This is a genomic window from Streptomyces sp. NPDC058773, assembly GCF_042746015.1.
GTDB lineage: Bacteria > Actinomycetota > Actinomycetes > Streptomycetales > Streptomycetaceae > Streptomyces.
This window is the reverse complement of the sequence record NZ_JBHYPE010000008.1, coordinates 1-25,750: the sequence shown is the minus strand read 5'-3', so window position 1 is coordinate 25,750 and position 25,750 is coordinate 1. Positions and strand designations below refer to the sequence as shown.

The window sequence follows — 25,750 nt, the reverse complement described above, 5'->3', positions numbered from 1 at the left end:
ATCCTAACGAGCGGGGCGGCGCACGCGGGGCTCGGCGGCTCAGGCCTGGATGCCCGCCTTCTCCTCCAGGTAGGCCAGCGCGCCGACGCCGTCCTGCGCGAAGAAGACCAGGTCGGTGAGGGGAAGCGGCAGAAAGCCCTCCGCCTCCATCCGCTGGAACTGCTGCTGCAACCCGTCGTAGAAGCCTGCGGTGTTGAGCAGCACCACGGGCTTGCTGTGCATCCCGTGCTTGCGCAGCTCCAGGATCTCGGTGGCCTCGTCGAGGGTGCCGGTCCCGCCGACCATGATGACGACGGCGTCGGCGCGCACCAGCATCTGCGCCTTCCGCTCGGCGAGGTCCTTGGTGACGATCATCTCGTCGGCGCCGGCGCGCGCCTTGTGTTCCAGGAACTCGACGGAGACGCCGATCAGCTTTCCGCCGGCCTCCTGCACCCCGTCGGCCATGACCTTCATCAGGCCGGTGTCCGAACCGCCCCACACCAGCGCATGCCCGCCCCGGCCGATCAGCTCGGCGAACTCGCGGGCCGGGGTGACATAGCGGTCGTCGAGATCGGCGGCGGAGCAGAAGACGCAGATATTCATGCGGTCACCTTACGAGTGGCCGGACGGACGCCGCGCTGCTGGTGGGGGGCCGGTACGGGGCGGGGCGGGCGGTCGAGCCGTCGGGCGGGAACGGGCGGCGGCGACCGTCGAGGCCGTCGGGCGGGGCGGGCGACCGGCCGAGGCCGCGGCTCCGGGCGGCGCCCCCGTGGCGCGCTCGCCCGCCCCTGCCCTCCGGGTCAGATCAGGCCCTGGTCCAGCATCGCGTCCGCGACCCGCTCGAAGCCGGCGATGTTGGCGCCCGCGACGTAGTCGCCGGGCAGCCCGAAGCGCTCCGCGGTCTCGTAGCAGCGGTGGTGGATGGCGCGCATGATCGTCGCGAGCTCACCCTCCGTACGCTCGAAGGCCCAGGACTCGCGCGAGGAGTTCTGCCGCATCTCCAGCGCACTGGTCGCCACACCGCCCGCGTTGGCGGCCTTACCGGGGCCGAAGGCCACACCGGCCGACTTGAGGAGCGTCACCGCCTCCGGCGTGGTCGGCATGTTGGCGCCCTCGGAGACCGCCTTGACGCCGTTGCGCACCAGGATCCGGGCGGCGTCCGCGTCCAGCTCGTTCTGGGTCGCCGACGGCAGCGCCACATCGCAGGCGACGTCCCACACCCGCCCGCCGGGCACATAGGTGGCCGACACCCCGCGCCGCTCCGCGTACGCGCTGATCCGGCCGCGCTCGACCTCCTTGATCTGCCGCAGAAGATCCAGGTCGATGCCCTTCTCGTCGACGACATAGCCGCCGGAGTCCGAGCAGGTCAGCACGTTGGCGCCGAGCGCCTGGGCCTTCTCGATGGTGTAGATCGCGACATTGCCGGACCCGGAGACCACCACCTGCTGCCCGTCCAGCTCCTCGCCGCGCTGCTTGAGCATCTCCTCGGTGAAGAGCACATTGCCGTAACCGGTGGCCTCCGTACGGGCCTTGGAGCCGCCCCAGGACAGTCCCTTGCCGGTGAGCACACCGGCCTCCCAGCGGTTGGTGATCCGCCGGTACTGGCCGAAGAGAAAGCCGATCTCCCGGCCGCCGACGCCGATATCGCCGGCCGGTACGTCCGTGTGCTCGCCGAGATGACGGTGCAGCTCCGTCATGAACGACTGGCAGAATCGCATGACTTCGGCATCCGACTTACCGTGCGGATCGAAATCGCTGCCGCCCTTGCCGCCGCCGATGTTCAGCCCGGTAAGGGAATTCTTGAAGATTTGTTCGAAGCCGAGGAACTTGACGATCCCCAGATTCACGGACGAGCGGAAACGCAGACCGCCCTTGTACGGACCGAGCGCGCTGTTGAATTCCACCCGGAAACCGCGGTTGACGTGAATCGCCCCGGAATCGTCCTGCCAGGGGACCCGGAACATGATCTGCCGTTCCGGCTCACAGATCCGCTCCAGGATCTTGGCCTCGGCGAACTCCGGGCGGGCCGCCAGCACCGGGGCCAGCGTCTCCAGCACCTCGAGTGCCGCCTGATGGAACTCGGGCTCCCCGGGATTCCGTCGGACCAGCTCCGCGTACAGCGATGCCGGCCCGGTCGAATGAACGCCGGGCTTGAGCTGAGATTGAACAGTCGACATTGACTTCCGTTCCCTTTCGTGGCCGCGGAAAGGCCGCCCGCAGTCCGGAACCTGATGAGCCCTCACAAGGCCTACAACTCCTTGTCGGTCATTGTCGTCACCATTTCTCATCAGGGCGGCGCTGACGTCCCGTCGCTTTCCCGACCCTATTTGGCGACACCCCGCCGATCGACTGTGGGATATACGACACGTCGCCCCCGCACGCAATCGTCCGACTCCTCCCGTGCGGTCCCGCCCACCCCAAGCCCGCAGGTCAGCGCATCGTTGACGGCCGCCGCGCACCGGTTTTCCGCCCCGCGGGCTGTGCGGGACCTCACAGTTGACCAGCGTCTTTGCGCGTCCCACATACCTCATGGCGCACACGCCGCGGCACCCGGGCCCCACCAGGGCACCCGGGTGCTGCGCCACCGCGTCCGACGCCGCGGCGGCCGGCCATTCCTCAGCCTTCCGCCCCCGCCACCACAACAGCGGGCGCGCCCGCCCCCGAGTCCACCCCGGCCTCGCTCCCGGCCCCTGCCTTGGTCCCCGTCTCGGCCTGGGTCCCTGTCTCGGCCTGGGTCCCTGTCTCGGCCTCCACCATCTTCGCCATCGGGTCGGCGCTGCTGCCCCCGGCGATGACCATGGCCGCCAGGATGGCCACCACCGTCAGTACCGTGCCGAGCCAGACCATGGTGTCCACCGGCACGGTGTAGGCGCCGATGACCTTGAGCACGCACTCGGTCAGCAGTGCCGCCCCCCATACCGCCGAGAACCGCCGCTCGGCCCGCCGGAACCGCTCGGAGCCGGCCATCAGCCGGTCCCAGGCGGCCTCGCCGGCCGCGCTCCCCTTGGTGACCCACGGCTTGAGCCCCGCGGTCATCAGCGGCCGCCCGGTCGGTACGGAGAGCAGGATCGCGATGCCGATCACGCTGCTCACGCCGCTGTCCTTGGCCATCATCAGCCGGGGATCGCCGGCCACCGCGCTCAGCGCCAGGCCCACCACGTTGACGATCAGGATCAGCAGGGCGAGCCCGTTGACACCGCGGCTGCTGACCAGGCCCCATACCGTCCGCAGCGCGGGCACCACGCTGCTCCAGGCCAGCGCGGCCACCGTGCTGAAGGCGAAACCGTCGCGGAGGAGGTAGTACGAGGCGATCGGAATGCCCGCGTCCACGATCAGTGGCACGAAGCTCTTCAGCGGATTGCCGCGCTCCCCCTCGGCTACCGGCTCCCCCTCGGCTACCGGCTCGGCCACGGACTGGTTGCGGCGCACGGCGTACTCCCCCATGTTGCGGTGAACTGCTCGCTTCCTGCGATGCATTCAGCCTCGCGCACAGCCGTGGACCGCAACAGTGGGAAAGATCCCGGCCTCACCATGACATTTGTCAGATCGGCGGGCCCGGGCCGGGCGAAGCCCCCTACGCCTCCGCTCGCGCCGCTCGCTCCGTAGTGGCGATGGTGGCCGAGCCGACCACCCGGGTGCCGTCGTAAAGGACGATCGCCTGGCCGGGAGCCACCCCGCGGACCGGCTCGGTGAAGGTCACCTGGAGCTCGTCGTCGCCGGTCAGCTCGGCGGTGACCTCGGTCTCGCCGCCGTGCGCGCGGAGCTGGGCCGTGTACGTCGCGGGGCCGGCCGTCGGGGGGCGGCCGCACCAACGGGGGCGGATCGCGGTCAGCGCCCGGACGTCGAGGGAGGCGGCGGGGCCGACGGTGACGGTGTTGTCCACCGGGGAGATGTCGAGGACGTAGCGCGGCTTGCCGTCGGGGGCGGGGTGGCCGATGCGCAGGCCCTTGCGCTGGCCGATGGTGAAGCCGTACGCGCCCTCGTGCGTACCGAGGCGGTTGCCGTCCTCGTCGACGATGTCGCCCGGCGCCGTGCCGAGCCGCTTGGCCAGGAAGCCCTGGGTATCGCCGTCGGCGATGAAGCAGATGTCGTGGCTGTCCGGCTTCTTGGCGACGAACAGCCCGCGGCGGGCGGCCTCTTCGCGGATCTCCGGTTTGGTGGTGAGGGTGTCGCCGAGCGGGAACATCGCGTGCGCGAGCTGGCGGTCGTCGAGGACACCGAGGACGTACGACTGGTCCTTGGCCATGTCGGAGGCGCGGTGCAGCTCGCGGGTGCCGTCCTCGCGCAGGACGACGGTGGCGTAGTGGCCGGTGCAGACGGCGTCGAACCCCAGGGCCAGCGCCTTGTCGAGGAGCGCGGCGAACTTGATCTTCTCGTTGCAGCGCAGGCAGGGGTTCGGGGTGCGCCCGGCCTCGTACTCCGCGACGAAGTCGTCGACGACGTCCGCACGGAAGCGCTCGGCGAGGTCCCAGACGTAGAAGGGGATGCCGATGACGTCGGCGGCACGGCGGGCGTCGTGCGAGTCCTCGATCGTGCAGCAGCCGCGGGCGCCGGTGCGGAACGATTTGGGGTTCTCGGACAGCGCCAGATGCACGCCGGTCACGTCATGGCCGGCCTCGGCGGCGCGGGCGGCGGCAACGGCGGAGTCGACGCCGCCGGACATGGCGGCGAGCACGCGGAGGCGGCGGGGGGCGTCATCAGTCATAGCGAGTCCAGGGTAGACGGAACCGCGGACGGGGCCGAAAGCGTTATGCAGCGCATGGGGAAGAGGGACGGGGAGCAGGACGGCGGCCAGGAGACGCGGCCCGGGATCACGCGGCGCCGGGCGCTGTGGATCGGGGGCGGTGGGGCGGTGGCCGCCGGGGCCGCGGCGTACGCGGGGCGCGATGTGCTGGCGCACTGGTGGTGGCGGCTGCCCGGGAACGACAAGCCGCGTAAGCCCGGTGCGGTGGACCACCGGGGCGCGCAGTGGGTCGCGGCGTCCCCGGCGAACTACCGGCGGGCGGACCGCCCGGCGGACTACGGCATCGACCGGGTGGTCATCCATGTCGTCCAGGGCAGCTACGCGACCGCGCTGGACGTCTTCCGCGACCCGGAGCACGAGGCCGGCGCGCACTATGTCGTCCGCAAGGACGGCCATGTCGCCCAGCTGATCCGCGAGCTGGACGTGGCCTTCCACGCGGGCAACCGCGGCTACAACGAGCGGAGCGTGGGGATCGAGCACGAGGGCTTCGTGGACCGGCCGGAGTCGTTCACGGCGGCCATGTACGCGTCGTCGGCGCGGCTGACCGCCGGGATCTGCCGCCGGTACGGCTTCCCGGCCGACCGGGAGCACGTCGTCGGCCATGTGGAGGTGCCGGGGACCGATCACACCGATCCCGGTCCGCACTGGGACTGGGACCGCTACCTGCGACTGGTACGCGCCGAGCTGCACAAGCCCGTACGGGCCGGGGCCGGGGCGAGCCCGCACATACGGAAGCCCTGAGGCGCGGGCCGTCGGTGGCGTCGGGAGGCGCGCCTCAGGGCCGTCGGAGGTTCCGGGCCCGGCCCGGGGCGATCCGGGGAAGCGAGAACGAGACGCCAGGGCGTGTCGCCCTAGCTGAGGCCCGCGCTCCGTGCCCGTTCCACTACCGGGCCGATGGCCTCGGCCAGGGCGGCCACGTCCTCCGCGGTGGAGGTGTGCCCCAGGGAGAAGCGCAGGGTGCCCCGGGCGAGGTCCGGGGACATCCCGGTGGCCAGCAGGACATGGCTGGGCTGGGCGACGCCGGCGGTGCAGGCGGAGCCCGTGGAGCAGGCGATGCCCTGGGCGTCCAGCAGGAGCAGCAGGGAGTCGCCCTCGCAGCCGGGGAACGAGAAGTGGGCGTTGGCGGGGAGCCGTCCTGCGGGGTCCGGGTCGCCGCCGAGGACGGCGTCCGGGGCGGCGGCGCGGACGGCCTTGACCAGGTCGTCGCGGAGCGCGCCGATGTCGCGGGCGAAGTCCGCGCGGTGTGCGACGGCGTGCCGGGCGGCGGCGGCGAAGGCGGCGACGGCCGGGGTGTCGAGGGTGCCGGAGCGGACGTGCCGTTCCTGGCCGCCGCCGTGCAGCACCGGCACCGGAGCGTACTCACGGCCCAGCAGCAGCGCGCCGATCCCGTACGGGCCGCCGATCTTGTGCCCGGAGACCGTCATCGCGGCGAGCCCGGAGGCGGCGAAGTCGACCTCCAGCTGACCGACGGCCTGCACCGCGTCGGCGTGCAGCGGGACCTCGAACTCCCGGGCCACCTCGGCGAGTTCGGCCACCGGCTGGACCGTGCCGATCTCGTTGTTGGCCCACATGACCGTGGCGAGCGCGACATCGGCGGGGTTACGGGCCAGCGCCGTGCGCAGCGCCTCGGCGGGCACCCGGCCGTAGCTGTCGACCGGCAGCCACTCGACCTCGGCGCCCTCGTGCTCGGCGAGCCACTCCACCGCGTCGAGGACCGCATGGTGCTCGACGGGGCTGGCGAGGACGCGGGTACGGGCCGGGTCGGCGGCCCGGCGCGCCCAGTACAGGCCCTTGACCGCGAGGTTGTCGGCCTCGGTGCCGCCCGCGGTGAAGACGATCTCGCTCGGCCGGGCGCCGAGCGAGGCGGCGAGCGATTCACGCGCCTCCTCGACGGTACGCCGGGCCCGCCGGCCGGCGGCGTGCAGCGAGGACGCATTGCCGGTGACGGTCAGCTGGGCGGTCATCGCCTGCACCGCCTCCGGGAGCATCGGGGTGGTGGCGGCGTGGTCGAGGTAAACCATGGTGCGCACGATTCTACGAGCCCGCGCGACGGACTCCGGGGGCGCATGTACCGCGCGCGGGAGCGCCACACACCAGAAGGCCGGGGCCGCCTCGGGCGCCACTGTGGACGCCACGTAAGGAGTCACCAGCCACTCACGGCGGCGCTGGGGAGTTCGTGGCGTGATGGGTGCGGGGAGGGGGGCCGTCAGCCGGTCAGCCCGCGTCCGGCGGCCCTGAGTGAGGACCCCGCCCTGACGTGCGAGCGCACCGCGGACTCCCCTACCCCTCCAACAACACCGCCCGCGCCAACTGCCGCGACTGCGCGACCAGTCGGTCCTCCGAGTCCCAGACCTCGGCGTCCTCCTCCAGGAAGCCGCCGGCGAGGTTGCGGGTGGTGATGGCGACGCGGAGGGGGCCGGGGGCCGGGCGGTGGCGGATGTGGGCGGTGAGTTCGACGGTGGGGACCCAGCCGGAGAGGCCCATCTCGAAGGCGGTGGGGGGCAGTGCGTCGACGGTCAGGAGGAGGGAGAGCGGGTCGGGTTCACGGCCGTCGGCGAGGCCGAACCAGGCGCGCATCTCGCCCTTGCCGGAGGGGGCGCCGACGGCCCAGCCCGCGGTCGCCGGGTCCAGGCGGAGGGCGAGCCGCTCGGCGATGGCGGTGCTGCCGGGGATCGCGGGGCGGCCGTCGGGGGCGCTGTCCGTGCCGAGGCAGTGTTCGTACGGCGGGATGGCCGGGGGTTTGGCGGTGGTGTGGACCTCGTCGGGCAGGGCATCGAGGTCGCCGTACGCGGCGAGCACCCGGAGCCGCTCGACCTCGCTGCCGTCCTCGGCGAACTGGACGAGGGTGGCGGTGCCGGTCGACATCGTGCGGCCGGTGCGGACCACTTCGGTGCGGATCACGGCGGGGCCCGGGGCCGAGGCGGTCAGGTAGTGCGCGGTGACCGACATCGGGTCGGGGTGCGGGAGGGCGTCGCCGAGGGCGCGGCCCATGAGGGCGAGGAGGTAGCCGCCGTTGACCGCCTGGATGATCGTCCAGCCGGCCGAGAGATGGGCGTCATAGACGCCGGGGGCGCGGCGACTGACCGCCGTGTCGCGGTCGAACTCGCTGTTGCCGTGGGTCACCAGAGCCATGGGCTGCACGCTACACCGGATGGTTACCGACCGGTAGTGTCAGTTTTAACGGCCTCGGGCGGAAGCGTTCGTTCCGCGCCTGCCATGATGAGCGCCATGCTTCACGTCCTCTACCTTGTCGGCGTCGCGGCCTTCGCGGCGAGCGGGGTGCTGGCCGCCTACCGCGCCAACATGGACCCGTTCGGCGGCCTGGTGCTCGCCTTCGCCGCGTCGATCTCCGGCGGCACGCTGCGCGATCTCATCCTCGACCGGCGGCCGCTGTACTGGACGCACGACTGGGTGCTGCTGACCGTGATCATCTGTGTCGGTGTCGGCACCATGATCTACCTGCGGTTCTGGCAGCTGCCGCACAAGTCGCTGCTGGTGGTCGACGCGGTCGGGCTGTCCGTCGTCACGGTGATCGGCGCCCGCGCCGCGATCGACGCGGGCGCCACCCCGCTCGCCGTGATCATCCTGGCGGTGCTGACCGGTGTCGCCGGTGAGGTCATCCGCGATGTGCTGTGCGGGGAGTTCCCGCCGCTGCTGCTGCGCGAGGACGTCTATGCGATCGCCGCGCTGGCCGGCGGCGGCTGCTATCTGCTGCTGCACCACCTCGGCACCGGCGCCACCCCCGCCGCGGTGGTCTCGGCGGGGGTGGTGTTCGCCCTGCGGATGGGGGCCGTCTACCTCGGGCTGCACCTGCCGCGGCCGGAGCAGCTGCGCCCCCGGGGCAGCCGGGCGGACGCCGACTGACCCGAGGGCCGAGGCCTGCCGGCTCAAGGGCCGATGCCTACTGCGGCAGCGCCGGCTTGCCGTCCGTGTTCAGCCAGGTGTCGAAGAGGTCGTCCAGCTGCTGCCCGGAGATCTTCTCGGCGAGCGCGACGAACTGGGCGGTCTCCGCGTTGCCGTAGCGGTGACGGGCGGTCCAGGCCGGCAGCAGCTCGAAGAACGCCTTGTCACCGATCCGCTCCCGCAGCACCTGGAGCGTCATCGCACCCCGGACGTAGACCGCGCTCGCGAACATGGTGTCCCGCTGCGGATCGCCGACCTTCACCTTCCAGAAGTCGTTGTCGGCCGGGATGCCGGCGTACTGGGCGCGGAGGGTGTCATGGGCGCTGCGGGTGCCGCGGTGCTCGTTCCACAGCCACTGCGCGTAGGTGGCGAAGCCCTCGTTGAGCCAGATGTTCTGCCACCGCTTCACGGAGACCGAGTCGCCGAACCACTGGTGCGCCAGCTCGTGGACGATGGTCGACTCGCTGCGCACCGCCGAGTAGACCGGCTTGGACTGGACCTCCAGGGAGAAGCCGGCCTGCGGCATGTCGTCGACGATCGCGCCGGTCTCCTCGAAGGGGTACGGCCCGAAGACCTTCGACCAGTAGTCGGTGGCCTCGGCGGTGATGCCGTAGACGTCGACCTTGCCGGTGGGCAGCGTGGGGTCGGTGGCGACGTAGATGGGGGTGCCGCCGGGCGTGGTGCCCGTACGGATGTCGAACTTCCCGATGGTGGCGGTGGCGAGGTACGTCGCCATGGGACGCTTCTCGCGCCAGTGGGCCCAGGACCGGCCGTGCCGCTCCCCGGAGCCGACCAGCCGCCCGTTGGAGACGCCGGTCAGGCCCTTGGGGGCGTCGATGCGGATGTCGTAGGTCGCCTTGTCGTTCGGGTGGTCGCTGGAGGGGAACCACGTCGAGGCGGCGTTCGGCTCGCAGGCGACGAAGACCCCGTCCTCGGTCTTCATCCAGCCGTAGTCGGAGCCGAAGACGATCGGGCCGCTGAGCGGCTTGGGGACACCGTGGTAGGCGACGGTGACGGTGAACTTCGAGCCGCGGCGCAGCGGGAAGTCGGGGCGGACGGTTATCTCGTCGCCGGATCTGCCGAAGTGGGCCTTCCGGCCGTTCACCCGGACCGTGTCGACCGTCAGCTTCTGGAGGTCGAGGTCGAAACGGGAGAGGTTCTGAGTGGCCCTGGCGGTGAGCTTCGTGCGGCCGTCGAGGCGGCCGCTGCCGGGGTGGTAGCTGACGCCGAGGTCGTAATGCAGGGCGTCGAAGCCGCCGTTGCCGAGGCGGGGGAAGTACGGGTCACCGACGCCGGGGGCGCCGGGGGAGGCGCCGGGAGCGGCGGCGATGGAGGCCGCCGAGGCCACGGCGGTGGCCAGAGCGAGCCAGCGGGAGGTGCGACGCGCAGAACGGGAGAGTGCCATGAGCCGTCCTTTCGGACACACGGGCGAATGAAGAACAATCGCGCCGACTCTGCACCCTCCCGTACTGTTACGTCCGGGATTTTGCCAATTCCTCAGTATTACTTGCTGGTTGGTGCCTGGCCGGACCCGCCGGACGCCCCGGCGGACGGGGCCGGACCGGGCGCGTTCTCCGGGTGGTGGCAGGCCACCTGATGACCGGTCCGCAGCGTGACCAGCGGCGGTTCGGTGGTCGCGCACTCCTCGGTCGCCTTCCAGCAGCGGGTACGGAACCGGCAGCCGGACGGCGGGTTGATCGGCGAGGGCACATCGCCCTTGAGCAGGATGCGGTCGCGCTGGGTGCGCCGCTTGGGGTCGGGCACCGGAACGGCCGACAGCAGCGCCTTGGTATACGGGTGCATCGGTGTCTCGTACAGCGCCGTGCGGTCGGCCAACTCCACGATCTTGCCGAGGTACATCACCGCGATCCGGTCCGAGACGTGCCGGATCACCGAGAGGTCGTGGGCGATGATGACGTACGTCAGGCCCAGCTCCTCCTGGAGGTCGTCCATGAGGTTGACGACCTGGGCCTGGATCGACACGTCCAGCGCGGAGACCGGCTCGTCGGCGACCACCAGCTTGGGCTTGAGCGCCAGCGCGCGGGCGATGCCGATGCGCTGGCGCTGGCCGCCGGAGAACTCGTGCGGATAGCGGTTGTAGTGCTCCGGGCTCAGGCCCACCAGCTCCAGCAGCCGCTGCACCTCCTTCTTCACCCCGCCCTCGGGTTCGATGCCCTGGAGGCGGAAGGGAGTGGAGACGATCCCGCCGATGGTGTGCCGGGGGTTCAGCGAACCGTACGGGTCCTGGAAGATCATCTGTACGTCCCGGCGCATCGGCCGCAGCCGTCCCGGGGACAGATGGGTGATGTCCTGGCCCTGGAACTCGATGCGGCCGCCGGTCGGTTCGTCGAGCCGGGTGATCAGCCGGCCCATCGTCGACTTGCCGCAGCCGGACTCGCCGACGACACCGAGCGTTTCGCCGGGCCGCACGTCGAAGTCGATGCCGTCCACCGCCTGCACCGCGCCGACCTGCCGCTTGAGCAGGCCCTTGGTGATCGGGAAGTGCCGCACCAGCCCGCGGACCTTCAGCAGTGGAGCGGCGTCGGCCCGGGCCTCCTCGGAGGCCCCCTTCTGGAGCGGGATCTTCTTGTCCCGGTCGTCGGTCGTCTTCCGGTCGTCAGTCGTCTTCTGGTCGTCAGTCGTCTCGGTCACAGCTTCGGCGCAATCTCTTCGGTCCAGATACGCTCCCGCTCCTCCTGCGACATGTGGCAGGCGGAGAAGTGCCCTCCCCCGTCGGCTACGCCCCCATTGGCGGGGGTGCCCCCACTGCCGGCCTCGCGCAGCTCGGGGCGGACCGTACGGGTGAGGTTGTCCTTCGGCACGTCCGCATACGGGCAGCGGGGGTTGAATGCACAGCCGGACGGGACGTTGATCAGGCTGGGCGGGGAGCCCTTGACCGGGATCAGCCGGTCCGTCTGCGCACGGTCGATGCGCGGCATGGACCCGAGCAGACCCCAGGTGTAGGGGTGCTGGGGCTCGTAGAAGACCTTCTCGGCCGGGCCGCGCTCGACGCACCGGCCGCCGTACATCACCAGCAGATCGTCGGCCAGCTCGGCGACCACCCCGAGGTCGTGGGTGATGATGATGACCGCCGAGCCGAACTCCTTCTGCAGATCGCGGATCAGGTCCAGGATCTGCGCCTGGACGGTGACGTCCAGCGCCGTGGTCGGCTCGTCCGCGATCAGCAGCTCGGGGTTGTTGACCAGTGCCATCGCGATCATGGCGCGCTGGCGCATACCGCCGGAGAACTGGTGCGGATGGTCGTCGATCCGCTTGTCGGGCTGCGGGATGCCGACCCGGTCGAGCATCTCGACGGCCCGCTTGCGCGCGGTCTTCTTGTCGACGTCGTGGTGGACGCGGTAGGCCTCCATGATCTGGTTGCCGACCGAGTAGAAGGGGTGCAGCGCGGACAGCGGGTCCTGGAAGATCATCGCCATCTCGCGGCCGCGCAGCCGGCGCACCTCGTCCGGATCGGCGGAGACCAGCTCCTTGCCGTCCAGCCAGATCTCACCGGACATGTCGACCTTGCTGCGCTGCTGGCGGGAGGCGCGGTGCAGGCCCATCACGGCGAGCGAGGTGACGGACTTGCCGGAGCCGGACTCGCCGACGATGCCGAGCGTCCTGCCCTTCTCCAGGCTGAAGTTCAGCCCGTCGACGGACTTCACCAGCCCGTCATCGGTGCGGAAGTGCACCTTCAGGTCCCGCACCTGGAGGAAGGGCGGCGGTGCCTTCTCGGTGGTGGTGACCGCGGCGGACCCGGCCGCCGCGGTCTCGGTCTTGTCCTCGGAGGAGTCGGTCACGAGAGCCTCACCCGCGGGTCGACGGCGGCGTACAGAACGTCCACCACCAGGTTGCACATGACGATGAAGAACGCGGCGAGCAAGGTGACGCCGAGGATGTTCGGCAGGTCGTTGGCGTTGATCGCCTCGACGGCGAAGGCGCCGACTCCCTTGAGCGAGAAGACCTGTTCGGTGATCAGCGCACCGCCGAGCAGCAGGCCCAGGTCCATGCCGAAGACCGTGATGATCGGGGTGAGCGCGGCCCGCAGACCGTGCCGTACGACCACCTTGCGCTCCCGCAGCCCCTTGGCGCGGGCCGTACGGATGTAGTCCTCGCTCAGCGTCTCCAGCATGCCCGCCCGGGTGAGCCGGGCGTAGAGCGCGGAGTAGAGGAAGGCCAGGGTGACCCAGGGCAGGACCAGGGTCCGGGCCCAGCCCAGCGGGTCCTCGGTCAGATAGATGTAGTCGCTGCGTTCGAAGATCGGCCACTGGTAGGTGAACAGGGCCAGGGCCAGGGCTCCCGTGAAGAACATCGGGAGGGAGACACCGGCCAGCGCCACGCCCATCGCCATCCGGTCGAAGAGCGAGCCGGGGCGCAGCGCGGAGAGCACACCGGTGGCGACACCGGAGACGACCCACAGCACGGCCGCGCCGGCGGCCAGCGAGAGGGTCACCGGGAGCCGGGACTGGATCTCCGGCCACACCTCGATATGAGTCTTGAAGGAGTAACCGAAGCACGGCACATGGCACTTGGCCGCTTCCGGACCGAATTTGTAGTCGACGCCGACGAAGATGCCCTTGAGGAAGTCCCAGTACTGCTCGTACACGGGCTTGTCCAGGCCGAGATTCTTCTTCACCGCGGCGATGTCCGCCGGGGTAGGGGCCTTGCCGATGTACTGCTGGGCAAGCTGGTCGGTGCTCTGCCCGGCCAGCTTCGGCAGCAGGAAGAAGATGCCGAAGGTGACCGCGCTGACGATCAGCAGCAGAATCACTGCGCTGATCAACCTGCGGATGATGTACGAGAACACGGGGATGCGGCCTCGGCGCCGCGGGCCGGCCGGAACCGGCCCGCGGACACCAATGCCTTCACCTGCCTTCCAGGGCTGCTACTTCTTGACGCCGATGTTGAGGTAGTCGTACTGACCGCTGAAGGCCGAAGTGGACACCAGGTTGGTGGCCTTGGGCGAGCGGTACATCAGGACCTTGAAGTAGGTGAGCGGAACGATCGCCGCCTGCTCCATCGTCTTCTTGTCGATCTCGGCGTACGCCTTCTCGCGGGCCGCCTTGTCGGTGTTGGCGATGGCGCTGTCGAGCAGCTTGTTGATCTCCGGGTCGTCCAGCTCCGACAGGTTGGTGTTACCGGACTGGCTGATCGCCTTGCCGTTGAGGATCTGCTGGAGGTAGCCGTAGCCGGTGGGGAAGTCCGAGCCCCACTGCATCATGATCAGGCCGACGTTGTTCTTCTTGTTGAACTTCGGCACACCGGCGTAGTCCGAGAAGTACTTGCTGGTCGGGTAGGACTGGATCTTGGCGGTGACGCCGATCTTCTTGAGCGAGTCGATGACCGTGGTGGCCGCGTCGACCTCGTCCTGGCGGTCGTTGCGGGCCAGGATCGTGGTCGTGGTCTTGCCGGCGCCGCACTTGTCCCAGTGCTTCTTGGCCTCGGTCAGATCCAGCTTGTCGCCGTCGTACTTCTGCGGGTACAGGTCGTACTTCTGGTAGCCGTCGATGTCGGTCGGCAGGACCGTGGAGGCCAGCTCACCGCGTATCGGGCCGCCGAGCGAGGTCTGTACGGCCTTCTTGTCGATGGCGTACTGGACGGCCTTGCGGCACTCGATGTTGTCGAACGGCTTCACCTTGGTGTTGAGCGCCGTGTAGACGAGCCGCTGGCCGAGCGTGTTGTCGGTGTTGGCCTTCTCCTTGGGATCGGTCAGGAGCTGGGCCTGCGTCTGCCCGTCGACACCACGGCCGGCCAGGTCCACCAGGGTGTTGCCGGACTTGAGGTCCTTGTCGATGGTCGACTGGGCGACCTTCAGATTCAGGACGATCTTGTCCGGCAGCTGCTTGCGCAGCGGGTCGGTCTTCGCGGACCACTGCGGGTTGCGGACCAGGGTGAGCTTCTTGCCCTCCTCGTAGCTCTCGAACTTGTACGAGCCGGTGGACAGCACGGACTTGGTGTAGTCGGCGCCCTTGTCCTTGGCCTGCGGTACCGGAGCGGTCTGCGGGGCGCTCACCAGGTAGTCGAACTCGGCGAACGGCTTCTTCAGATGGAAGACGATGGTCTGCTCGTCCGGGGTCTCGATGGACTTCAGACCGGCCTTGCTCTTGTCCTTGTAGGGACCCTTGTAGCCGCCGTCGTTGTCCTTGAGGAACTGCTGGAAGTAATTCGGGCCCAGCGAGAGGGTGTCGCGCGCGAAGTTGCTGCGCTCGACGGCGTACTTGACGTCCTGCGCGGTGACCTCGGAGCCGTCGTCGTACTTGACGCCCTTGCGGATCTTGTACGTCCAGGTCTTGCCGCCGTCGCTGGGCTTGCCCATCGACTCGGCGAGGTCCGGGACCAGCTCGTTGCCCTTCGGGCCGGGGCCCGGCTTGAACGTGGTGAGCGGGCGCGCGTAGAGCCGGCTGAAGTTGTAGATGAAGGCGTAGTACGTGTTGCCCGGGTCGAACGACTCGGGGGCGTCGCTGATCGCGTAGGTGACCGTGCCGCCCTTCGCGTCCGAGGCATTGACGATGCCCTTGGTGGCGGCGTTCGCCTCGCCGGATTCGTCCGAGGAGCCCTTGCCCCCACTGCAGCCGGCCAGCAAAAGGCCCGCACTGGTGATGGCCGCGACAGCCGCGACCGGAACTGACCTTCGCATAATGGTCGGTGTCCCCTTCGTTCGTCGAGAAACGTCGATACGTCGATATGTCGGAACTGCGGAACTAGCGGAACTGCGTCACTGCGTCACTGCGGAAAAACGCGGGTGAGACTTTCTGAGCGGGTGCCAGGCACGGCCTCAGCGGCTGCGCGGGTCCAGCGCGTCCCTCAGACCGTCACCGAGCAGGTTGAACGCCAGCACGGTGACGAAGATCGCGAGGCCGGGGACGATCATGTACTGGGGGTCGACCTCGTAGTACTTGACCGCCTGGTTGAGCATGCCGCCCCAGGACGCCTGGGGAGGCTGGATACCGACGCCCAGGAAGCTCAGCGCCGCCTCGAAGAGGATGTTGGAGGGGATCAGCAGCGTCGAGTAGACGATGATCGGGCCCACCAGGTTGGGCAGCAGCTCCCGGAAGAGGATGAACGGTCCGCGCGCCCCCATGCCGCGGGCGGCGTCCACGAATTCCCGCTCGCGCAGCGACAGCGTCTGCGCGCGCACGATCCGCCCCATGTACGGCCAGTTGAAGAAGCCGATGACGAAGATCAGCACCGAGATGTGCAGCGGCAGGCCCTCCAGGCCGAAGGCGCCGCCCTGCAGCGAGGCGGAGATCGCGATGGCGAACAGCAGCAGCGGGAAGGCCAGGAAGACATCCATCATCCGGCTGATGAAGGCGTCCACCCGCCCGCGGTAGAAGCCGGCGACCACCCCGAGAACGGTGCCGATGGCAACCGACAGCAGGGTCGCGCCGAACGCCACGATCAGCGACACCCAGGAGCCCTCCAGGATCCGGGCGAGCAGATCGCGGCCGAACTTCGGGTCCACGCCCAGCGGGTGGTCCCCGCTCATTCCGCCGAAGTCGCCCTTGGGAAGCGTGGTGTTGGGGTCGATCAGCGACTGGTTGGGGCTGTTGGGGTCCAGCCCCAGCAGGGACTGGATCGGGCGGGAGAGCGCGGCGATGGCGATGAGCAGGATGACAACGATGGCACCGGCCACCGCGACCTTGTCCCGCCGGAAGCGCAGCCAGGCGATCTGACCGAGGGAGCGCCCCTCGATCCGCTTTCCCTCCACGCCCTTGAGCACCGCTTCCGGCTGCGCCTCAGCAGCTGCTCCGGTGGTCTCGATCGGTGCGGTCACGGTGCCCTTGACCCCTCTCGGCCGACGAGGCCGGCCCCCTGTGCGCCGCGGTCGCGGCCTGATTCACATCGCTGGTGCAAGTCCTGCGGGCATCGCGGAAGTTCGCCGTTATGGAGATTCGGAAGGTGCGCGCGACGCCGATCGGGATGACGCTCGTACATGGGGCCGAGGCCCTCTGTTGCCGGAGTCTTCATCCGACTCGCGATCAGTCACCAGTCCTGGTCAGGAAAGGATGCGCAACTGTGATGTGTTCCACGGCTTTCCGTTATACGGACACCAGTTCGGCCTGAGCGGAGTACAAACCCGTGGGAAAGGGGCGCAACGACGGGGCAGATGGGGCGAATTCGCCCGGCGGCCGGCGCCGGAGCGGCGCCGTCCGGCGTCAGTAGGGGCGGGGGTAGCCGTAGCCGTACGAGGGCGCGGGAGCCGCCGGCTGGACATAGCCGTCCCGGTCGAAGAAGGGCCGCGTGGAGGCCCGCATCCACATGCCGACCGGGTCGTACTCGTCGTTCATGGCGACCGTGGAGACCGGCAGACCGTCCGGCACCGCGCCGATCGACTGCTGGATCATCAACCGCACCGAGTCCACCGCGGGTTGGCCGGTGTCGTACAGATCCAGACCGATCGCCAGATACGGGGCGCCGAGCGCGGGCTGCACCCAGGCACGGCGCAGCGACCGCACGGCGGGCGTCCGGTGGGCGTTCTGCGCGAGCAGCGCGTAGAACTGCGGAATGTCGATGACCGGTTCGGAGATCCGCAGCGGTCCGGCGGGCAGCCGGTCGAGGCCGCCCGCGATACGGCGCAGATCCAGCCAGGGGATGCCGACACCGCCGCCGGGCGCATGCGGGTTGAGCCACAGGCCCCAGCGGTCGGGAAAGAGCGAGGCGGCGATCTCCGCGCCGGTGACCACCTCGTGGTCGCGGTTCCAGCCGGAGGCGGCGAGTTCGGGCGCCGAGGTCACGCACGGCGCATAGCCGAGGCCGTCGACCTCCATGTTTCCGTACTGCGCATCGGGCATACCGGCCCGGCCCTGCCAGAGCAACATCCACACCTGGCCCGCGGCGAGCGCGTGCAGCAGTGCTTCATAGGCGTCGTAACGGCCGGGCGAGACCTGCTGCAGCAGCTGCTCCAGCTGTCCGGCCGCCGCCGGCCCCTGATGCGCACCCGCGCTCACGTGGTCCGTCCCTTCTCTCGGCAGGGCACGTGGGGTGCACCCGCCTGTCATCCAACCAGCTTACGAGTGGTCCCGGGAGTAGAAGGGCCGCACACGCTCCAGCATCCAGTTGGCGACCGGGTCACCCTGGGCGAGGTCGAGCATGACGAGCTGTACGGGCCAGGGCAGGGGCACCACGCCGAGCGCCCGTCCCAGGGCCGAGAGTACCGTCTCGCGGGCGGCGCCGTCCTGGAGAGCGACGGCATCCGCCGCAACCTGAACACCGACGAACAGCGCGGGCGTGTCACCCTCGACACTTGCCAGGGCACGCCGGGCACTCAGGACAATTCCGGCGCCGGAGAACTCCAGCCCGGCCGCGGCCAGGAAGTCCACCGGCTCGTCCTGCCAGTCCGGTTCGAAGAGCCGCACCCGGCCGCCGCTCGGCAGCCCGTCGAATTCCTGGTGTCCCGGACGCCGCTCACGGCAGATTTCGGCCACCGCGGGCGGCGGGAGCGGGACGCCGACCGTGCCGTCGGGGTTGACCGCGATGCCGACCGTCGGCGGCAGCCCGCGGGCGAACTCCCGCGCGGGGGCGACGGTGAAGGACATGTGCGAGCCGACGACCCGCAGGAACTCCTGCTCGGAGCTGTAGACCGGGACGTACGGCGCGCCGTCGAGCTCGACGGTGGGCAGATCCAGGCCGCGGGCTCCGGGGCCCGCACTCTCCGGGCCGCCGCCCTCGGGCAGCGGCACCCACAGCCGGCTACGGCCGAGGACCTCGACGATCCGGGCGCCCGCGCCGGGGTGTCCGACCGACGCGGACAGCACCTCTTCGAGCTCGTTCGCCGGCCACGCCAGCTGCGGTATCCCCTGCTCCGGAAATGTCATGTGTCCCACCCGTTCCAAACCGCGCCATCTGGCCAAAGACCCTAAACGAGATGGCGCGCGGTGTGGTGTGCGGGGGCGTGCCCGGCATCAATGGAAGGCGAGGGTCTCCAGTGCACTCGTCGTCCGCCGGTCGAGGAGCACCGCCGAGCGGAAGCCCTTCGGCAGCCGGGCCTCCTCCGCGGCACCGACCAGCCGGCCCACCGCACGGCGGTGCCGGGCGAAGGCGTACCCCGACACCCCGCGCCCGCGGGACTCCTGGCCGGAGAGCGCCACCCCGGGCGGCACGTCGAGCAGCACCAGATGCGCCCCGCGGCCGCCGCGCAGCGCCGTGCGCGCGATCCAGCGGCGCACCCACGCCAGCGTCCCGCAGTCGTGCACCACCACGCTGTCGCCGGAGCGCAGCGCCCGGCCCAGGGCCAGGTAGTGGGCGGCCCGGACCAGCGGGCGGTAGAGGCCGTACGGCAGCCGGCGGAGTCGGCCGCGCTCCCAGCGCTCGCGGACGTCCTGCGAATCGATGCGGTGCACCACGGCGCCGCGGCCGTCCAGCGGCGGGACCACACGGTGCATGAGGGTGCTCTTGCCGCTGCCCGGCAACCCGGAGACCACCACCAGGTCGCCGGCCGGGAACCGCAGCTCGGCGGCGCCCGCCGGCCGCTCCCCGCCCCGCAGGTCCACGACCGTGGCGCCGCGCCCCGGCCGGACGACGGCCCGCGGCGCAGGGCCCTTACGGGACGTGGCGACGGGGGGCGCCGTCGGCACGGCGTCCGGCGGCACGACCCCTGACGTCGCCCCGAATGCCGCTTCGCTGTGCACCGTGATCGCCCTCCCCGCCCGTTCTGCTCCGGTTCGAGTCCGTCCCTTACCCGCAGAGTGTCAAGAAAAGGTAATGACGTTCAAGGCGATTGTCCGATCCGCCCCTGTCGCGGGCGGGGCGGCGGAGGGGGCTCCTCTAACCGGCGATCCCGTGTAATGATGTGGCCGCCACGTGCACATCACAGCTCACCCGTGCACCGCCAACTGCATACCGGCCGCTTGAACCCGTGCGGGAGAGTCCCCGGCCGTCATGGCGGGGCGCCGAAGGAGCAAGTCCTCCCTTGAATCTCTCAGGCCCCTATACCGCGCGGGCGAGGCAGATCTGAAAAGCGAGCCGCAGCCCGTCGAGGGACGGCTCCACCCAAGGTGCAAACCGGGTCCGTTCGCGGGATCCCGGTGAACCTCTCAGGTTCCGATGACAGATGGGGAGAACGTCTTGTCACCCCTGCCTGGGAGCCCGGAACCATGACTGATGCCCCCCGCCGTACCTCCCCCCCGTCGCCCGCCACCGCCCTTGCCGGAGGCGCTACGCGCCGCAGTACCCCTCTCGATGCCACCCATCGCGCGCTCGGCGCGACCATGACCGACTTCGCCGGCTGGGACATGCCGCTGCGCTACGCCAGCGAGCGCGACGAGCATGTCGCCGTCCGTACCCGCGCCGGCCTCTTCGACCTCTCCCACATGGGTGAGATCACCGTCACCGGCCCGCAGGCCGCCGACCTCCTCGACTACGCGCTGGTCGGCAACATCGGCGGGGTCAAGACGGGCCGCGCCCGCTACACCATGATCTGCGAGGCCGAGGGCGGCATCCTCGACGACCTGATCGTCTACCGCCTCGCCGACCAGGAGTACATGGTCGTCGCCAACGCCTCCAACGCCCAGGTGGTGCTGGACGCGCTGACCGCACGGGCCGGCGGCTTCGACGCCGCGATCCGCGACGACCGGGACGCCTACGCGCTGCTCGCGGTGCAGGGCCCGGAGTCCCCCGGCATCCTCGCGCAGCTCACCGACGCCGACCTGGACGGCCTGAAGTACTACGCGGGCCTGCCCGGCACCGTCGCCGGCGTCGAGGCGCTGATCGCCCGGACCGGCTACACCGGTGAGGACGGCTTCGAGCTGTTCGTCCGGCCGGCCGACGCGGTCGCCCTCTGGGAGGCGCTGACCGAGGCGGGCAAGGGCGCCGGGCTGGTGCCCTGCGGCCTGTCCTGCCGGGACACCCTGCGCCTGGAGGCGGGCATGCCGCTGTACGGGCACGAGCTGACCACCGCGACCACGCCGTTCGACGCGGGCCTGGGCCGGGTCGTGAAGTTCGAGAAGACCTCCAACGGCGGGGACTTCGTGGGCCGCGCGGCGCTGACCGCGGCCGCCGAGCGCGCCGAGGCACAGCCGCCGCGCAAGCTGGTCGGTCTGATCGCCGGGGGCCGTCGGGTCCCGCGCGCCGGATACCCGGTCGTCACGGCGGACGGCACGGTCATCGGCGAGGTCACCTCCGGGGCCCCGTCCCCCACGCTCGGCAAGCCGATCGCCATCGCCTATGTCGACGCGGCGTACGCCACGCCGGGCACCGAGGGTGTCTGTGTGGACATCCGTGGAAGCCATGAGCCGTACGAGGTCACCGCTCTGCCGTTCTACAAGCGGCAGAAGTAACGGCCACCCGCTGCGGAGCCGGCGGCGCGCACCCGCGCGTCTCACGGCACCGGACCTCCCCCGGGCACCGTCCGGGAGTGCCCCCGATGCACGATCACACCCTCGCGTACAGGAGAATCGAGCCATGAGCAACCCCCAGCAGCTGCGCTACAGCAAGGAGCACGAGTGGCTGTCGGGCGCCGAGGACGGCGTCTCGACGGTCGGCATCACCGAGCACGCGGCCAACGCGCTCGGCGACGTCGTCTTCGTCCAGCTCCCTGAGGTCGGTACCACGGTCGCGGCGGGTGAGACCTGCGGCGAGCTGGAGTCGACCAAGTCGGTCAGCGATCTCTACTCGCCCGTCGACGGTGAGATCAGCGAGATCAACGAGGATGTCGTCAACGACCCCTCACTGGTGAACTCCGCCCCGTTCGAGGGCGGTTGGCTGTTCAAGGTGAAGATCAGCGGTGAGCCGGGCGAACTGCTCTCGGCCGACGAATACGCCGCCTTCATCCAGAGCTGAGCCCCGGCTCTCCCCCGTTCCCGGCGTCGTCCGGACGGGGGAGCTCCGACCCGCCACCGCCCGCGTGGAAACTCCCCGGACTCCGTCCCGGGCGACCCCGTCCGCGCCCTCTGACTCCCCAGGAACTCTCATGTCGCTCCTCAACAGCTCCCTCCACGAGCTCGACCCCGACGTCGCCGCCGCCGTCGACGCCGAGCTCCACCGCCAGCAGTCCACCCTCGAAATGATCGCGTCGGAGAACTTCGCCCCCGTCGCCGTCATGGAGGCCCAGGGCTCCGTCCTGACCAACAAGTACGCCGAGGGCTACCCCGGCCGCCGCTACTACGGCGGCTGTGAGCACGTCGACGTGGTCGAGCAGATCGCCATCGACCGCATCAAGGCGCTCTTCGGTGCCGAGGCCGCCAACGTGCAGCCGCACTCCGGCGCCCAGGCCAACGCCGCCGCCATGTTCGCCCTGATCAAGCCGGGCGACACCATCCTGGGTCTGAACCTCGCGCACGGCGGGCACCTGACCCACGGCATGAAGATCAACTTCAGCGGCAAGCTGTACAACGTGGTGGCCTACCACGTCGACGAGAAGACCAACCTCGTCGACATGGAGGAGGTCGAGCGCCTCGCCAAGGAGCACCGCCCCAAGCTGATCGTCGCCGGCTGGTCGGCCTACCCCCGCCAGCTCGACTTCGCCGCCTTCCGCCGCATCGCCGACGAGGTGGGTGCCTACCTCATGGTCGACATGGCGCACTTCGCCGGTCTGGTCGCGGCGGGCCTGCACCCCTCCCCCGTGCCGCACGCCCACGTGGTCACCACCACCACCCACAAGACCCTCGGCGGTCCCCGCGGCGGTGTGATCCTCTCCACCCAGGAGCTGGCGAAGAAGATCAACTCCGCGGTCTTCCCCGGTCAGCAGGGTGGTCCGCTGGAGCATGTGATCGCCGCCAAGGCCGTCTCCTTCAAGGTCGCCGCCTCCGACGAGTTCAAGGAGCGCCAGCAGCGCACCCTGGACGGCGCCCGCATCCTGGCCGAGCGCCTGGTCCAGGACGACGTCCGGGAGCACGGGGTGTCCGTGCTGTCCGGGGGCACCGACGTCCACCTCGTCCTGGTCGACCTGCGCGACTCCGAGCTGGACGGCCAGCAGGCCGAGGACCGCCTCCACGAGCTCGGCATCACCGTCAACCGCAACGCGATCCCCAACGACCCGCGCCCGCCGATGGTCACCTCCGGCCTGCGCATCGGCACCCCGGCCCTGGCCACCCGCGGCTTCCAGGCCGAGGACTTCCGCGAGGTCGCCGACATCATCGCCGAGGCCCTCAAGCCCGCCTTCGACGCCGAGGCCCTCAAGGCCCGGGTCGCCGCGCTCGCGGAAAAGTTCCCGCTGTACCCGGCGCTGTGACGCTTCTCATGCGGTGATCTCCCGGGCCGCCGTCCGCGTGCGGCGGCCCGGGGGCGAACTGGCCGTGCGCCCGGGGCTGTTGGCCCCGGGCGGGCGGTCCGCAGGGGCCGGTGCGCGCCGGTGATCCGGCAGCGCGTCGGCATTCCCGTCATTTGGCGGAAATAAGGTGTCGGCGACACACGTCAAAGGCCCTTCGGCAGCGTGGGGGCAGACGGCAAGACCAGGACGGACGACACTTCCCATGGACATGAGCGCCGGCGAGCGCAAGGGCCTCAGCCTGTTCGCCCTCATCATGATCGGCATCGGCTCGATCTTCGGCTCCGGCTGGCTCTTCGGGGCCGGCTCCGCCGCTCAAGTGGCGGGACCCGCGGCGCTGGTCGCCTGGGTGATCGGAGTCATCTTCATCGGCCTGATCGCGATGTCGTACGCGGAGGTCGGCTCGGCCTACCCGATCCCCGGCGGCATGGCCCGCTACGGGCATCTGTCGCACGGCCCGGTCCTCGGCTTCCTCACCGGCTGGGCGGTGTGGATCGCGACCGCCTCGCTGATCCCGATCGAGTCGATCGCGGCCACCCAGTACATGACGTCCTGGAGCTTCGACTGGGCCAAGGGTCTGATCGACCCGGCCACCCATCAGCTGACGCTCTCCGGCACGGCGGTGTCGCTGGCCCTGACCGTCGCGCTCTGGCTGACCTGCTTCTGGTCGGTCCAGCTGCTGGCCCGCGCCAACACGGTGCTCACCCTGGTCAAGTTCGCCATCCCGGTGCTGGCGGTGCTCGCTCTGGCCGGCTCCGGTTTCCACGCCTCGAACTTCACCGACCACGGCGGCTTCGCCCCGTACGGCTGGCCGGCCGTGCTCACCGCCGTGACCACCTGCGGTGTGGTCTTCGCCTTCAACGGCTTCCAGGCCGTGGTCAACCTCGGCGGGGCCGCGAAGAACCCGGGCCGGGCCATCCCGGTGGCCCTGGTCGGCGCGCTGGCCCTGGGCCTGGTGATCTACCTGGCGCTCCAGGTCGCCTACCTCGGCGCCGTGCCGCCGGAGCTGCTGGAGCGGTCCGGCGGCTGGCAGGGCGTGAACCTCAGCTCGCCGTTCGCCGACCTGGCGGGGCTGCTGATGCTGCACTGGGTGGTCACCATGCTGCAGTTCGGCGCGTTCATCTCGCCGGCCGGTTCCAACATCGCCAATGTCGCCTCGGCCGCGTACATGGTCACCAACCTCGCCGAGACCGGCTTCTTCCCCCGGAAGCTCGCCGCCGTGCACCCCCGCTACGGCACCGCCCGCCCGGCGATGTGGCTCAACCTCGCCTTCTCCGTCCTGCTGCTGCTCACCGTCGGCCACAGCTGGCAGGCGCTGGCCGGTGTGGTGTCGGCGGCCATGGTCATCTCGTATCTGATCGGCCCGATCGCGGTGGGCGTGCTGCGGCGGACCCGTCCCGATCTGCCCCGTCCCTTCCGGCTGCCGGCCGCCGGGGTGCTGTGCCCGGTGACCTTCGCCTTCGCCGCCTGCGCGCTGTACTGGTCGAAGTGGCCGGAGACCGGAAAGATCACCGTGCTGACGCTGCTGGCCGTCCCGGCCGCGGCGCTGGTGCTGCGGCGCCGCGGCAAGACCGCGCAGGGCGAGGGAGCGGCCGGCCCGCGGGTGGGCCTGCTGCGGCAGTTCGCCCCGGCGTGGTGGATGGTCGCGTTCCTGGTGTGGACGGCCGCGGTGTCCGCGCTGGGCGGCGAGGAGTTCGGTGGCCGGGGCGTCATCCCCGGTGTGCTGGGCACCGCCGTGATGGCGGTCACCGCCCCGGCCTTCTACTTCTGGGCGGTGCGCTCCGGGGTCAAGGCCCACGAACGCGGCCTGACCAGCGACCTGTCCCCCGCCGAAACCGCCCCGGCACCCCCTGTTACCTCCGACGACAGGCGCCCGATGGCGTCCGTCTGAGGGCCCCGCGCCGGGTCCGGGTTACGCTCGAAAACGGCGCGAAATCCCCCCTCCCCCCAGCTCCACCGTCCACCACGAGCAGACAAGGGAGTCCGCCCCCGTGGCCATCTCCGTCTTCGACCTCTTCTCCATCGGCATCGGCCCCTCCAGCTCCCACACCGTCGGCCCGATGCGTGCCGCCCGGATGTTCGTCGGACGCCTCAAGAAGGACGGCCTGCTCTCCCAGACGGTCCGCGTCCGCGCCGAACTCTTCGGCTCGCTGGGCGCCACCGGCCACGGCCACGGCACCCCCAAGGCCGTCCTCCTCGGTCTGGAGGGCCACTCGCCCCGCACCGTCGATGTCGAATCCGCCGACGACGAGGTGGAGCGCATCCGCACCACCAAGCGGCTGCGGCTGCTGGGCGCGGAAATAGGCGCCGCCCACGAGATCGACTTCGACGAGGCGGACGAGCTGATCCTGCACCGCCGCCGAGCGCTGCCCTACCACGCGAACGGCATGACGCTCTTCGCCTACGACGCGGCGGGCGCCCCGCTGCTGGAGAAGACGTACTACTCGGTGGGCGGCGGCTTCGTCGTCGACGAGGACGCGGTCGCCGGCGAGAACCCGATCGTGCCCGACGACACCGTCCTGACCCACCCCTTCCGCACCGGCGACGAGTTGCTGCGGCTGGCCCGGGACACCGGACTGTCCATCTCCGCCCTGATGCTGGAGAACGAGAAGGCCTGGCGCACCGAGGACGAGATCCGCGCCGGTCTGCTGGAGATCTGGCAGGTCATGCAGTCCTGTGTGACCCGCGGTACGACCCGCGAGGGCATCCTGCCCGGCGGCCTGAAGGTCCGCCGCCGCGCCGCCCACTCGGCCCGCCAGCTGCGGTCCGAAGGCGATGCGGCCGCCCGCGCCATGGAGTGGACCACCCTCTACGCCATGGCCGTGAACGAGGAGAACGCGGCCGGCGGCCGGGTGGTGACCGCCCCCACCAACGGCGCGGCCGGCATCATCCCCGCCGTCCTGCACTACTACATCTGCTGC

Annotated in this window: 22 protein-coding genes and 1 riboswitch; of the genes, 7 read left to right on the top strand and 15 right to left on the bottom strand. The window is 70.5% G+C overall.

Annotated features, from left to right (window positions below; genetic code table 11):
- Positions 1–39 precede the first annotated feature (39 nt).
- From ACFW5B_RS09620 to mnmA, 4 genes are all read right to left on the bottom strand, one after another.
- A complete protein-coding gene (locus tag ACFW5B_RS09620; protein WP_386435844.1) occupies positions 40–582 on the bottom strand; it encodes a TIGR00730 family Rossman fold protein in 543 nt (180 codons plus the stop codon).
- Positions 583–779: 197 nt separating this feature from the next.
- Positions 780–2,156 (bottom strand): NADP-specific glutamate dehydrogenase, encoded by a 1,377-nt coding sequence (gene gdhA / locus ACFW5B_RS09615; protein ID WP_386435842.1) that lies wholly within the window; start codon positions 2,154–2,156, stop codon positions 780–782.
- A 439-nt stretch (positions 2,157–2,595) separates the two neighbouring features.
- Positions 2,596–3,423, bottom strand: a complete 828-nt coding sequence (locus tag ACFW5B_RS09610) for a VC0807 family protein (RefSeq protein ID WP_386435840.1) — start codon at positions 3,421–3,423, stop codon at positions 2,596–2,598.
- A gap of 130 nt (positions 3,424–3,553) precedes the next feature.
- Positions 3,554–4,684 (bottom strand): tRNA 2-thiouridine(34) synthase MnmA, encoded by a 1,131-nt coding sequence (gene mnmA, locus ACFW5B_RS09605; protein ID WP_386435837.1) that lies wholly within the window; start codon positions 4,682–4,684, stop codon positions 3,554–3,556.
- Positions 4,685–4,738: 54 nt separating this feature from the next.
- Between mnmA and ACFW5B_RS09600 the strand changes: the two genes are divergently transcribed.
- On the top strand, positions 4,739–5,464 hold the full coding sequence (locus tag ACFW5B_RS09600; protein WP_386435834.1) for an N-acetylmuramoyl-L-alanine amidase: 726 nt from the start codon (positions 4,739–4,741) through the stop codon (positions 5,462–5,464).
- Positions 5,465–5,574: 110 nt separating this feature from the next.
- On the opposite strand, the gene ACFW5B_RS09595 is transcribed toward ACFW5B_RS09600, so the two are convergent.
- Both ACFW5B_RS09595 and ACFW5B_RS09590 read right to left on the bottom strand, forming a co-directional pair.
- Positions 5,575–6,744 (bottom strand): cysteine desulfurase family protein, encoded by a 1,170-nt coding sequence (locus ACFW5B_RS09595; RefSeq protein WP_386435831.1) that lies wholly within the window; start codon positions 6,742–6,744, stop codon positions 5,575–5,577.
- A 259-nt stretch (positions 6,745–7,003) separates the two neighbouring features.
- Positions 7,004–7,855, bottom strand: a complete 852-nt coding sequence (locus ACFW5B_RS09590; RefSeq protein ID WP_386435829.1) for a thioesterase family protein — start codon at positions 7,853–7,855, stop codon at positions 7,004–7,006.
- A gap of 96 nt (positions 7,856–7,951) precedes the next feature.
- Here ACFW5B_RS09590 and ACFW5B_RS09585 point away from each other — a divergent pair, with 96 nt between their 5' ends.
- Positions 7,952–8,587 carry a trimeric intracellular cation channel family protein gene (locus ACFW5B_RS09585; RefSeq protein WP_386435826.1) on the top strand — a complete coding sequence of 212 codons (636 nt, stop codon included), beginning with the start codon at positions 7,952–7,954 and terminating at the stop codon, positions 8,585–8,587.
- Positions 8,588–8,624: 37 nt separating this feature from the next.
- On the opposite strand, the gene ACFW5B_RS09580 is transcribed toward ACFW5B_RS09585, so the two are convergent.
- The 9 genes from ACFW5B_RS09580 to ACFW5B_RS09540 all read right to left on the bottom strand — a co-directional run bounded on the left by ACFW5B_RS09580 (position 8,625) and on the right by ACFW5B_RS09540 (position 19,215).
- Positions 8,625–10,031, bottom strand: a complete 1,407-nt coding sequence (locus ACFW5B_RS09580; RefSeq protein WP_386435823.1) for a M1 family metallopeptidase — start codon at positions 10,029–10,031, stop codon at positions 8,625–8,627.
- A gap of 98 nt (positions 10,032–10,129) precedes the next feature.
- Complete coding sequence (locus ACFW5B_RS09575) at positions 10,130–11,209, bottom strand: ABC transporter ATP-binding protein (protein ID WP_386436304.1); 1,080 nt, start codon at positions 11,207–11,209, stop codon at positions 10,130–10,132.
- A 65-nt stretch (positions 11,210–11,274) separates the two neighbouring features.
- On the bottom strand, positions 11,275–12,426 hold the full coding sequence (locus ACFW5B_RS09570; protein ID WP_386435821.1) for an ABC transporter ATP-binding protein: 1,152 nt from the start codon (positions 12,424–12,426) through the stop codon (positions 11,275–11,277).
- Complete coding sequence (locus tag ACFW5B_RS09565; RefSeq protein ID WP_386435819.1) at positions 12,423–13,433, bottom strand: ABC transporter permease; 1,011 nt, start codon at positions 13,431–13,433, stop codon at positions 12,423–12,425. Before ACFW5B_RS09565 ends, ACFW5B_RS09570 begins: the two co-directional genes overlap by 4 nt.
- A 78-nt stretch (positions 13,434–13,511) precedes the next feature.
- Complete coding sequence (locus ACFW5B_RS09560; RefSeq protein WP_386435816.1) at positions 13,512–15,263, bottom strand: ABC transporter substrate-binding protein; 1,752 nt, start codon at positions 15,261–15,263, stop codon at positions 13,512–13,514.
- A gap of 138 nt (positions 15,264–15,401) precedes the next feature.
- Positions 15,402–16,400, bottom strand: coding sequence for an ABC transporter permease (locus ACFW5B_RS09555; RefSeq protein WP_386435813.1), 999 nt, complete (start codon positions 16,398–16,400; stop codon positions 15,402–15,404).
- Positions 16,401–16,782: 382 nt separating this feature from the next.
- Entirely contained in the window at positions 16,783–17,574 is a 792-nt protein-coding gene (locus ACFW5B_RS09550) for an enhanced serine sensitivity protein SseB C-terminal domain-containing protein (RefSeq protein WP_386435810.1), read from the bottom strand.
- Positions 17,575–17,634: 60 nt separating this feature from the next.
- The gene (locus tag ACFW5B_RS09545; RefSeq protein WP_386435807.1) at positions 17,635–18,441 is read right to left on the bottom strand and encodes an enhanced serine sensitivity protein SseB; all 807 of its coding nucleotides are present in this window, start codon (positions 18,439–18,441) and stop codon (positions 17,635–17,637) included.
- An 87-nt stretch (positions 18,442–18,528) separates the two neighbouring features.
- A complete protein-coding gene (locus ACFW5B_RS09540; RefSeq protein ID WP_386436301.1) occupies positions 18,529–19,215 on the bottom strand; it encodes an AAA family ATPase in 687 nt (228 codons plus the stop codon).
- A 259-nt stretch (positions 19,216–19,474) separates the two neighbouring features.
- A riboswitch (glycine riboswitch) is annotated at positions 19,475–19,570 on the top strand.
- Positions 19,571–19,719: 149 nt separating this feature from the next.
- Between ACFW5B_RS09540 and gcvT the strand changes: the two genes are divergently transcribed.
- The 5 genes from gcvT to ACFW5B_RS09515 all read left to right on the top strand — a co-directional run.
- Complete coding sequence (gene gcvT / locus ACFW5B_RS09535) at positions 19,720–20,901, top strand: glycine cleavage system aminomethyltransferase GcvT (RefSeq protein ID WP_386435805.1); 1,182 nt, start codon at positions 19,720–19,722, stop codon at positions 20,899–20,901.
- A 124-nt stretch (positions 20,902–21,025) separates the two neighbouring features.
- The gene (gene gcvH / locus ACFW5B_RS09530) at positions 21,026–21,403 is read left to right on the top strand and encodes a glycine cleavage system protein GcvH (protein WP_386435802.1); all 378 of its coding nucleotides are present in this window, start codon (positions 21,026–21,028) and stop codon (positions 21,401–21,403) included.
- Positions 21,404–21,533: 130 nt separating this feature from the next.
- On the top strand, positions 21,534–22,793 hold the full coding sequence (gene glyA, locus ACFW5B_RS09525) for a serine hydroxymethyltransferase (protein WP_386435800.1): 1,260 nt from the start codon (positions 21,534–21,536) through the stop codon (positions 22,791–22,793).
- Between the two features lie 241 nt (positions 22,794–23,034).
- Complete coding sequence (locus ACFW5B_RS09520) at positions 23,035–24,720, top strand: APC family permease (protein ID WP_386435797.1); 1,686 nt, start codon at positions 23,035–23,037, stop codon at positions 24,718–24,720.
- A 100-nt stretch (positions 24,721–24,820) separates the two neighbouring features.
- Positions 24,821–25,750, top strand: a 930-nt coding sequence (locus tag ACFW5B_RS09515) for an L-serine ammonia-lyase (RefSeq protein ID WP_386435794.1), incomplete at its 3' end; no start/stop codon positions are given.